Origin of the sequence: Clostridium sp. 1001271B_151109_B4 (genome assembly GCF_015670405.1) — a bacterium.
Taxonomy (GTDB): Bacteria; Bacillota; Clostridia; order Clostridiales; family Clostridiaceae; genus Clostridium.
Map to the genome: position 1 here is coordinate 24,650 of NZ_JADPBQ010000017.1, position 11,234 is coordinate 35,883.

Below are 11,234 nucleotides of genomic sequence, written 5' to 3' on the forward strand. Positions count from 1 at the left end.
AATATATTTATATTATTGATAATAAAAGTAAAAAATATAGGATAGTTAGAAATAATAAACTAACTATCCTATATTAATTACCTCACGTTATTCCATTATCGATTATCTATTTTATTAATCTTAATAACTCATTAGGGTTCTGAATAATATAATTTGCACCGGCACTTACTAATTCTTCTTCTCCTCTGAATCCCCATGCTACACCTACTGATTTAACATTAGCATTTTTTGCAGTAATCATATCAACATCGGAATCTCCAACATATATGCATTCCTCTTTACTAACTTTTAAATACTCAATTACTTCATATACAGTTCTTGGATCTGGTTTGACAGCATGATTTACTCTCTGTCCATAGGTAATTTCAAATTTCTCTCCAAAATATTTTTTAACTACTTCTCCAGCAAACTCATCTGGCTTATTTGATACAACAGCAAGCTTTATATTGTTTTTCCTTAATCCATCTATCATGTCATCAATACCCTCATATGGTTTCGTAGTATCTAGCATATGATCTCCATAATACTCATCAAAAAGAGCTAAAACTTTATTTATCACTACTTCATTCTCTCTATATATTTCTGGCAATATACGTTGAATTAAAACATATCTTCCACTTCCAACAAACTTCACATACTCATTTATAGCATGTTCCTCATATCCACAGCTTCTTAATGCATAATTACAAGCATTAGCTAAATCCTCTAATGTATCTAATAACGTTCCATCTAAATCAAAAATTACAGCTTTAATCATTTCACTTCTCCTTATTGCCATTGAATTTTATATTATCATTTGTTTTTTTATATTAAATAGTACTAATATTATTATATCATAGTTTTATAATACATTATTATCAAACAGCTTTTCATTTAATCATTATATTAATGCAGCAATTTTATTTTTTATATTTAATCCATTATTACACTCCCCATAAATGTAATTTATCATTAACAATTTAACTTGATATCTTGTTATACTAATATATTTTTTCATATAGAGAGATGTTATATCAAAATGTTGTTAACAACATTTTGATATAACATCTCTCTATACTCTTAAGTATATAACATTATACTTTCTCTCATTAAAAATATCTAAATGCAATTCTATATGTATCAATATTCCCCCAAGTAAATATATTTTAATTATTAGCATTGCAAATAAGCTATTCTCTAAATAAAAAATAGCTTATCACTAAAAAAGAATCTAAATTTTCACATCATATTGCTATAGTCTTATTTTTAATATTTTCCCATGATATATATGTATTAATTTCTGCTTTTACATTAATTTGAGAATATATTCTTTTTATTGAAAATATATTTCTTCTTTCATATTTTATATTATTTTTATATTCAAAAGCCCTCCAACTTAAATAATAATCTAAGTACTTACTTGCTACTCCATTAAATTTAATAAGCCATTTCCTCACCTTATTTGAATATGCTAAATCTATTTTCAACTCATTATTACCCTCATTTAATGTTACGCCCCTAATCTCATTTAAAGCATTAGCAAAAGTCTTTAATCTACTATCCTGAAAACCAACAACATATGCTTTAGTATCTATTCTAGGTATAATATTATTTCTTAATTCACTAAACCCTAAAAACTTTCTACCAGCCACTATTGGACTTATATCTATTGAATCATTTATCGCATTAACAACTATAATTTTATCTCTCTCTTCTCCATGATATCTTCTATCCCCTTTAAAGTTTTCATATAAAACTAACTTAGTTAATTCAACATAAGATCCTATTTTTTTAATGTAATTTTTTTCACACAAATCTGCTAAAAACCTATGTCTCCAAAAAAATGCTGTCACTAACGTAATCTTCATTTTAGCAGCACATTCCCTTAATGATATTCCTTTAATAAAAAGTTCAAAATATTGTTTCCAGTTTTCTTTGAACTTTTTAGAACATCTAAAGGGATTATTTTTATCATCAATAAATGTTTTACAACAACCTTCATTCTTGCATTTATATCTTTGAATTCCATTATAAAATCCAAATTTAATATTTTTTTCACTATGACACTTAGGACATTTAACCTTACTATTATATTTATCATCTTTGTTTAAATCAAAATTACTGCTACACTCTTCACACTTTTCATCCTTTGCTATGCTATTAACTAAAGTTCTATACATATTAATCATAATACATCACCAGTTATGATTATTAACTTATATATATAATTTAAAACATCAATTAATCACATTCGTGAATTTTTACTTAAATTTGATTTATATTTTTAATATTAAAATAATATAAAAGCTAATGCCTTCATATTTATATAAAAACATTAGCTCTTTATTTCATTAATATAATGTCTTAATTTTAATTTAATCCATCTATCTTTATCAATTAAACTTTTTAATAACTCATAAAAGATCTATTTCTTTAATTCAGTAAAATTTACTAAACATTATCAATATTTTTTCTTTCACCTTTAAAATTATTAATCTTATTTCTTCTAATTGTTAATTGTTCATTTAATTGTTCTAAAGTTATTTCTTTATCTGCCATAAGCACCAGTACATGATATGCTAAATCACAAATTTCGTTTACTATCTCATTTTTATCTTCACCTTTAGCAGCAATTATCACCTCAGTGCATTCTTCCCCAACTTTTTTCAATATTTTATCTGTGCCTTTTTCAAATAAATATTTAGTGTATGAACCCTCTTCTCCATTTTCTTTTCTATCTTTAATAATTTCAAATATATCTTCTAATACCATATTTAACACACCCTCCTAAAGAAACAACTCTTTTTACCAGTATGACATGCTGCTCCACTTTGAATCACCTTAATTAATAATGTATCATTATCACAGTCTGTCCAAATCTCTTTAACCTCTTGAAAATGTCCTGAAGTAGCTCCTTTATTCCATAGCTCATTTCTACTCCTGCTATAAAACCACGTCTTTTTACTTTCTAAAGTAAGTCTAAGACTTTCTTCTGACATATAAGCAACCATCAATACTTCATTACTTTCATAATCTTGAATAACAGTAGGTATCAATCCATTTCCTTTTTCAAAGTCTAAAATTATTTTTTTCATTTCAAACCTCCCATTAATCATTTATCTTTATATTAATAAATTATATTATTAAATTCTCACTGCAACATTTCTTTGTCTTAAATATTCTTTTACTTCTCTAACACTTAATTCACCGTAATGGAATAATGAAGCTGCTAATGCAGCATCTGCCATTCCATCTTCAAATACCTCTTCAAAATCTTTTAATGTCCCACAACCACCAGAAGCAATCACTGGAACATTAGTAAGTTCACTAACCTTTCTAGTGAGCTCTATATCAAAACCTTTCTTAGTTCCATCTGCATCCATTGAAGTTAATAATATTTCACCAGCTCCTAATCTAGCGCCTTCTTCTATCCATCTAAGTGCATCTATGCCGGTATCAATTCTTCCACCATTAACAAAAACATTCCAGCCACTATTATCAGCTCTCTTTTTTGCATCTACAGCTAAAACAATACATTGATTTCCAAAATAATAAGCTCCTTCTTTTATTAACTCCTTATTTCTTACAGCTGCAGAATTTAAACTTACCTTATCAGCACCAGCTCTTAATATTCTCTTTATATCACTAATATTTCTTAATCCCCCACCTACAGTAAATGGAATAAAAATCTTTTCGGAGACTCTTTCAACTACTTTTTCCATTATCCCTCTACCTTCATGAGTTGCAGTAATATCTAAAAAAACAAGTTCATCAGCACCTTGTTTATAATAATATTCCCCAAGATCAACAGGATCTCCAACTTCTTTTATTCCTACAAAGTTTATCCCCTTAACAACTTTTCCAGCTCTTACGTCTAAACAGGGTACTATTCTTTTTGTATGCATACCTTCACCTTCAATCCTTTTAGGAATTTGTTTTACATAAATCAATAGCTTCTTTTAAATTTATGTATCCTGAATATATTGCTTTCCCAACAATCACACCATATATATTCAAATTTTTAAGTTCTTTAATATCATCAATTCCAGCTACTCCCCCTGAGGCTGTTAAATTGATTTCTATATTTTTACCTAACTTTTTAAGCATATCTATATTTGTACCTTTTAAAGTTCCATCCTTACTAATATCAGTTAAAATAATATTTTTGACACCTAACTCTTCCATCTTTTTAGAAAAACTAATATAATGAAGCTTGCTTTCTTCAATCCAGCCTCTTCCACATAGATATTCATTTTTACAATCTACTCCAACTGCAATTTTTTCTCCAAATTCATTAACAACTCTTTTAACAAATTCGGAATCCTCAATTGCAACCGTACCTAAAATTACCCTACTTACTCCATTATCTATTAGATATTTAACATCTTGATAAGTTCTAATTCCTCCACCAACTTCTACTGGTACATTTACTTCATTAACAACCTTAATAATTATTTCTTTATTAACTAATTCACCTTTTTTTGCTCCATCTAAATCAACTAAATGAATATAGCTTGCCCCCGCATTTTCAAAGCCCTTTGATATTTCTAATATATCTTCTCCTACAATTTCCTTCTTATCATAGTCACCTTGATAAAGCCTCACTGGTTTACCATCTATAATATCTATGGCTGGAATTATAATCATACAATCAACTCCCCAAAATTATTAAGTATTTTCAATCCAACTTCTCCGCTTTTTTCTGGATGAAATTGTGCTCCATATATATTTTTTTTATTCACCATTCCAGGTATGTTAATTCCACCATACTCTGAATATGCAACTAAATTATCTGCTAGCATATTTGTTGCCATGAAACTATGAACATAATAAACAAAGCTTTCATCATTAAGACCATTAAATATTTCACTTTTTTTATTAATTTCTAATCTATTCCATCCTATATGAGGTATTTTCACTTCTTCATTTGGCTCCATTAGCTTAACTGTACCATTTATAAATCCAAGCCCCTTTCTATGCTCTCCTTCATAGCCTTCTTCAAAAAGCATTTGCATACCTAAACAAATACCTAGTAATGGACACCCATCATTAACCTTTTTATTTATTATAGGAATTAAATTCATTTTCTCTAAATTATCCATTGCATCCTTAAAAGCTCCAACTCCCGGCAATATTAATTTATTTGCTTTTTCTATATCTTTTATTTCCCCGGAAATACGACAATTAAATCCAAGTTTTATTAAAGCATTATATACACTCTTTAAATTTCCCATTCCATAATCAATAATTATAATCATACATCCTCCTACAATTCTTTAAAATCTTTAAAGAATACCCTTAGAAGAAGGTATGCTATTACCCTCAATAGTAATAGCTTCCTTTAATGCTCTTCCAAAAGCTTTGAAAATCCCTTCAATTTTATGATGATCATTTTCCCCATATAAGACCTTTATGTGTAATGTAATTCCGGCATTAAATGCAACTGCTCTAAAAAATTCCTTAACCATTTCCGTAGAAAAATCACCTATATTTTCTCTTTTAAATTCTCCTTCAAAATGTAAATAACTTCTCCCACTAATATCTAATGATACCATTACTAGTGATTCATCCATAGGAAGAAAGAAAGTTCCATATCTTTTTATTCCTCTCCTTTCTCCTAATGCTTCATTTATACATTTTCCTAAAGCTATTCCAACATCTTCAACTAAATGATGATCACAAACATCAATATCACCATCTGCATTTAAATTAATACTTATATTGCTGTGAAATGCCAATAAATTAATCATATGATTAAAAAATCCGATATTTGTTTTTACACTGCTTTTTCCGTCTCCATCTAAAGAAATTTCTAAAGCTATATTTGTTTCATTGCTTTTTCTATTAATTTGAGACACTCTCTTCATACTTCTCCCTCACACAACAACACATTACATTTTCTATAATGTTTACGATAAAATCATTTTCTAAAGGCGAACCCACTGAAATTCTAAAGCTATCATCATCAAAATATCTTATTAATACCCCTTTGTCCTCTAGCGCTTTTTTTAATTTTTCTTTACTTTTTGTTCTACCAAAAATAAAGTTGGCCTTTGATTTATAAAACTTAATTTCATCATTGCTATTCTCTTCTATTCCCTTTAAATATTTATATAATCTTTCTCTTTCATACACTATTTCTTCAACATTTTTTAATATCTTTTCCGGATGTTTTAACACAACACATCCCACTAGTTGAGAAAATGTATTTAAATTGTATGGAACCTTATCTGTAGTTAAGCTTTTAATCAATTCCTTATTTGCAATTAAGAATCCTATTCTTAATGCCGCTAATCCCCAAGCTTTAGATAATGTTCTTGTAATAATTAAATTTCTATACTTTTCTATAAATCCAATCATACTTTGTCCATAAAATTCATAATAAGCCTCATCCACAACTACTAAAGTATCTTTAAATGATTCTAAAATAAAAATAATATCCTCTGTACTTATTACATGACCTGTTGGATTGTTAGGATTAGAAAAAATAATAACTTGCGGCTCTACTTTCTTACCATATGCTATAAATTTATTAACTGAGAACTCACCATCTTTTTCTGTATTATACTTTTTAATTATCCCATCATTTAAAGAAGTATAAAAATCATACATTGAAAAATCTGGATTAATAGTTAGCACAGTCTTCCTTTTAGTTATTTGAGTATCTATTATTAAAGCAATCATCTCATCTGACCCATTACCAGCAATAATATTTTCTTTACTTACTCCAATTACATTTGCATATGCTTTTCTTATATCTATAGAATCATTATCAGGATATCTATTAAAGTTTACTTTTTTCAATTCATTAATAACCTCATTCAATTCATCTTTTGTAATATTTTTATAACTTTCATTACCATTTGCTCTTATACCAATTTCATCATTCATTATCCCTTTATAGCTTTTAATTTTCTTCATCTTCTAACCTTACCTTTACGGAATTTGCATGAGCAGTTAAACCTTCTTCATTTGCAAACTTTATTATCTTATTCCCATCCCTATATAATGCACGCTTTGAATAAGATAAGAATGATGATTTTTTCACGAAGGTATCAACTGATAACGGTGATGAAAATTTTGCTGTTCCACTAGTAGGCAATACATGATTTGTACCACCAAAATAGTCTCCTATTGGTTCTGGTGTATATGCTCCTAAGAAAACAGATCCTGCATTTTTTATTTCATCTAAGTAATCTAAAGGATTTTCAAGTAAAATTTCTAAATGTTCTGGTGCAATTAAATTTGATAACTTTATACATTCATCAATATCCTTACACACAATTATTTTTCCATAATCCCTTAAAGATTTTTCTATTATTTCTTTTCTTGATAGATTTTTAATTTGAATACCAATTTCATTTTTAACATCTAAAGCCAACTTTTTAGATGTTGTTAATAAAATAGAGGATGCTAATTCATCATGTTCTGCTTGTGACATCATATCCGCAGCAATATATCTTGCATTTGCACCATTTTCAGCAATAACTAAAATCTCACTAGGTCCAGCAACCATATCTATACCAACAACTCCGTAAACCTGCCTCTTTGCTTCTGCTACATATGCATTTCCTGGCCCAACTATCATGTCTACTGGATTAATACTTTCTGTTCCATAAGCTAATGCCGCAATGGCTTGTACTCCTCCAATTTTATAAATTTTATTAACACCACAAATTTTAGCAGCTACTAATATATTGGGATTAATTTCACCATTACTATTAGGTGGCGTTACAATTATAATTTCTTTAACCCCTGCAACCTTTGCCGGAATTACATTCATTAATACTGATGAAGGATATGCTGCTTTTCCCCCTGGGACGTATACGCCTGTACTTTCAACTGGAATTATTCTTTGCCCCATAAAAATTCCCAATTCCTTTTGATAAAGATAGCCTGTCTTTTTTTGCTTTTCATGATACTTAGTAATATTATCCTTACTTTCTTCTAATATTTCTAATATAGACTTATCACATTTATTGTAAGCACTATTGACTTCCTCTTCAGAAACTAAAAAATCCCTTAAATCTACTTTATCAAATTTTAATGTATATTCTCTTAATGCCTTGTCTCCATTTTCTTTAATATCTTTAATAATATCTTCAACATTTTTTCTTACATCAGCTGTGTTATTTCTCTTTTTTAAATTTTTTACAATTTCATTTATACTCTTATTACTTAATTCTACTATGTCTATCATATTAAATTTGCCCCCTTTATTTTTATATAACAAACACTATTAATTACATACTGCTCTTATTTTATCTATAAAACTATTTATTTCATTTCTTTTTAATTTAAAACTAGATTTATTTACTATAACTCTTGAGCTAATATCACAAATTTCATCTACAACAACTAGCCCATTTTCCTTCAGTGTTGTACCTGTTTCCATTATGTCTACAATACCTTCACTAATTCCAAGTATAGGTGCAAGTTCTACAGATCCTTCTATTTTTATAATTTCAACATCCATTCCTTTGCCCGCAAAATACTTTTTTGCTACCTCTGGATACTTTGTTCCTATTTTTATATGCCCTATTCTATTAAAAATATTAGCATCTGGTAATGTTGCTACAATAAATTTACATTTTCCCATACCTAAATCTAATACTTCATAGTAATTTTCTTCTTTTTCCAATAATGTGTCCTTACCTACTATTGCAATATCTGCTACTCCATGTTCTACATATGTAACAGTATCGTTAGCTTTAACTAAAAAATATCTCACATCATTTTTGGTGTCATTAAAAACTAACCTTCTTCCCTTATCTTTTAATTCTTCAACTCCAAATCCTGCTTTCTCTAATAGCTTAATTGCTTCTTTTTCTATCCTACCTTTTGTAAGTGCTATACTAATCAACTCACCCACACCCTTTTAATTCTATTTATAAATTATTTCTACCTTTTCACCATTCCTAGTTTTATTTATGACTTTCTTTAATTCTTCTAAATAATTATCTTCATTTAAAATAACTTTTTCACCTTTAACTTTTTCTTCATAATCACAAGAATCAATAAGCAGATTTACATCTACTGAAAATCCTATTGCAGGAATGCTTTTACCGAAGTTATCTAATAAATTATCGTATCTTCCACCTCTAATAACTGTTGAACCTATTTCTTTTACATATCCCTTAAATATTATTCCCGAATAGTAGTTAACTCTTGGCACCATACTAATATCCACAGATATATACTTCTCATATCCAAGCATTTGTAAATTTAAATATAAATTTTCAAGATACTCTATATTTTTTTTAATATCTTCATTAAATGCTAACTCTTTAGCTTTTTTAATCATTTCATAATCACCAAAAAGCCAAGGGAATTTATTTAAAAATTCCTTATACTCTTCTTTAATTTCTATATCATCTAAATATTCTTTTAAACTTGTTAAACTCTTTTTATTAATTAATTCAATAACCTTGTTTTGATTATCAATAGATAAATTCATATCTTTTAATGCTGATTTTAATATGTTTACATTACCTACTTCTAACTTAAATTCTTTTTTAGTATCTAATGCCTTCAATACTTCTAAGGCTGTTACTAATACCTCTAAGTCAGTTTTTTCTCCTGATGCCCCAATCAATTCTATTCCACAATCTAAATATTCATTTCTTTTTCCTTCAAAACTCTCATGAACTCTAAAAACCTCAGCACTATAAAAAAGTTTTAATGGTAACTCCATTTCTTTTAGTTTGGTATTAACTAATCTTGCAACAGGCACCGTCATATCAGGTCTCAATACTAAAATCCTTCCTCTATTATCGAAGAACTTGTACATTTCTTCTTCTTTTAAATCTTGAGTTTTATGATTGAAGGTTTCATAGTATTCAACTGTTGGTGTAGACACTTCACTATATCCCCAGCTTTTAAAACTTTCAGTAATAGTTTCTATAATCTTATTTCTCCTTTTGCACTCATCAATAGTAAAATCTCTCATTCCTTCTGGTATAATATTTTTGATTTAAATCTCCCCCTTTAGCACGTTAAAGTATTAAAGTTATTATTATTATTAGTAATAATACCCCTTTTGGTTTTATTTGTCAATTATTATTTTACCATACATTTTTATATATTTTTGGTAAAATTTCATTTTTATCTTTTTATAAATATTAATTTGTTTTAATCATTAGTAATTGTTTTATATTTTATTAATTTTTACATAACAAAAAATTAGTTACTTAAAATGTAATTAGCCTTTTAAACTATTTTATAGCACTATCAATTTCTTCAACCATTGTCATTGTAGATATAAATCCACCTGTTGCTATATAGCAAATAGTTAGATCTAAATAAACAATATTTCAATTTTTATACACATTCATTTTCCATTAATTTCTTTTTCGGTTACTTTAGTATTTAATTCTTCAATTGCTTCTTTAAAGGAAACCTAGCAAAGCTAACTAACTCTTTAATTGTTAATCTAATATTTATATTATTTTATTGTCTTAATATAGTTATTTTTTGCTAATTCTTTGTTATCCCAAGTTAGATAACCTACCTTGCTATATTTACTAATTGAATATTATTACAATTTAGTTAAAGCATATTAATTAAGGTATCTGTTATATAGAAATATTTTTTTTGGAACCATTACCTACTTTTTTATAGATTATTAAATGCTTTTTTACACATCATAATAGTGTAAAGTAAATGATTACTTTATAAATAAATATTTAAAAGGAGGAACTTTATAATGGCACAAAAATTAGTTCCAGAAGCAAAAAATGGTTTATCAAAGTTCAAAAATGAAGTAGCAAGTGAAATGGGAGTTCCTTTCACTGACTACAATGGTAATCTTACTTCAAAACAATGCGGAAGCGTTGGTGGAGAAATGGTTAAAAGAATGGTAGAACAATACGAAAAAGGAATCTAAAAAAATAAATAAACTTATTAATTACAAAAAAGAGTTTATATAATAAGTCTTCTGAAAATGAAGTTATATTATATAGACTCTTTTTATTAATTTTTATAAAATTTACAATTTAATCATTATTTATTGTTAAATTTTTAACTATTTTATCTCTATATTATTTATTTTTTACATTTTGTTAATAATTCCTTCAATATTATGCATAACACCTCCACTTCTTCCCTTTGATTATAATGTAATACTATGATATTATAATTTATGTACTATTTCGCTATAATTTTTGTAGTAATTTTTTTTATTTCTATCTTGAAAATTTGAAAAATTAGTGATATAGTTTAAATAGGCCATTGTTAAATAATAATTGTTATTAATA

Annotated in this window: 13 protein-coding genes and 1 pseudogene; 1 reads left to right on the plus strand and 13 read right to left on the minus strand. The window is 27.2% G+C overall.

The window, feature by feature from the left end; all coding sequences use genetic code 11:
- Window positions 1–106: 106 nt before the first annotated feature.
- The 13 genes and pseudogenes from I4V63_RS11900 to I4V63_RS15940 all read right to left on the minus strand — a co-directional run.
- A complete protein-coding gene (locus I4V63_RS11900) occupies window positions 107–757 on the minus strand; it encodes an HAD family hydrolase (RefSeq protein ID WP_196001468.1) in 651 nt (216 codons plus the stop codon).
- 466 nt (window positions 758–1,223) lie between these two features.
- Window positions 1,224–2,168 (minus strand): hypothetical protein, encoded by a 945-nt coding sequence (locus I4V63_RS15675; protein WP_243280499.1) that lies wholly within the window; start codon window positions 2,166–2,168, stop codon window positions 1,224–1,226.
- Window positions 2,169–2,430: 262 nt separating this feature from the next.
- Window positions 2,431–2,751, minus strand: a complete 321-nt coding sequence (hisE, locus tag I4V63_RS11910; protein WP_196001469.1) for a phosphoribosyl-ATP diphosphatase — start codon at window positions 2,749–2,751, stop codon at window positions 2,431–2,433.
- Between the two features lie 2 nt (window positions 2,752–2,753).
- Window positions 2,754–3,074, minus strand: coding sequence for a phosphoribosyl-AMP cyclohydrolase (gene hisI / locus I4V63_RS11915; RefSeq protein WP_196001470.1), 321 nt, complete (start codon window positions 3,072–3,074; stop codon window positions 2,754–2,756).
- Between the two features lie 48 nt (window positions 3,075–3,122).
- Window positions 3,123–3,884 (minus strand): imidazole glycerol phosphate synthase subunit HisF, encoded by a 762-nt coding sequence (hisF, locus tag I4V63_RS11920; protein ID WP_196001471.1) that lies wholly within the window; start codon window positions 3,882–3,884, stop codon window positions 3,123–3,125.
- Window positions 3,885–3,903: 19 nt separating this feature from the next.
- Complete coding sequence (gene hisA, locus I4V63_RS11925) at window positions 3,904–4,626, minus strand: 1-(5-phosphoribosyl)-5-[(5-phosphoribosylamino)methylideneamino]imidazole-4-carboxamide isomerase (protein ID WP_196001472.1); 723 nt, start codon at window positions 4,624–4,626, stop codon at window positions 3,904–3,906.
- A complete protein-coding gene (hisH, locus tag I4V63_RS11930; RefSeq protein ID WP_196001473.1) occupies window positions 4,623–5,237 on the minus strand; it encodes an imidazole glycerol phosphate synthase subunit HisH in 615 nt (204 codons plus the stop codon). The genes hisA and hisH overlap by 4 nt, the downstream gene beginning before the upstream one ends.
- Window positions 5,238–5,264: 27 nt before the next feature.
- Entirely contained in the window at window positions 5,265–5,846 is a 582-nt protein-coding gene (gene hisB / locus I4V63_RS11935; protein WP_196001474.1) for an imidazoleglycerol-phosphate dehydratase HisB, read from the minus strand.
- On the minus strand, window positions 5,824–6,900 hold the full coding sequence (gene hisC / locus I4V63_RS11940; protein WP_243280500.1) for a histidinol-phosphate transaminase: 1,077 nt from the start codon (window positions 6,898–6,900) through the stop codon (window positions 5,824–5,826). The genes hisB and hisC overlap by 23 nt, the downstream gene beginning before the upstream one ends.
- On the minus strand, window positions 6,887–8,179 hold the full coding sequence (hisD, locus tag I4V63_RS11945; RefSeq protein WP_196001475.1) for a histidinol dehydrogenase: 1,293 nt from the start codon (window positions 8,177–8,179) through the stop codon (window positions 6,887–6,889). Before hisD ends, hisC begins: the two co-directional genes overlap by 14 nt.
- Before the next feature lie 39 nt (window positions 8,180–8,218).
- Window positions 8,219–8,851: an ATP phosphoribosyltransferase gene (gene hisG / locus I4V63_RS11950; protein ID WP_196001476.1), complete on the minus strand. Its 633-nt coding sequence runs from the start codon at window positions 8,849–8,851 to the stop codon at window positions 8,219–8,221.
- 12 nt (window positions 8,852–8,863) lie between these two features.
- Window positions 8,864–9,928, minus strand: coding sequence for an ATP phosphoribosyltransferase regulatory subunit (gene hisZ, locus I4V63_RS11955; RefSeq protein ID WP_196001477.1), 1,065 nt, complete (start codon window positions 9,926–9,928; stop codon window positions 8,864–8,866).
- Between the two features lie 443 nt (window positions 9,929–10,371).
- Window positions 10,372–10,474 (minus strand): annotated as a pseudogene (locus I4V63_RS15940) (iron ABC transporter ATP-binding protein); the annotation flags it as partial.
- A gap of 210 nt (window positions 10,475–10,684) precedes the next feature.
- On the opposite strand from I4V63_RS15940, the gene I4V63_RS11960 reads away from it, so the two are divergent.
- Complete coding sequence (locus tag I4V63_RS11960; RefSeq protein WP_042400710.1) at window positions 10,685–10,864, plus strand: alpha/beta-type small acid-soluble spore protein; 180 nt, start codon at window positions 10,685–10,687, stop codon at window positions 10,862–10,864.
- Window positions 10,865–11,234: the final 370 nt, after the last annotated feature.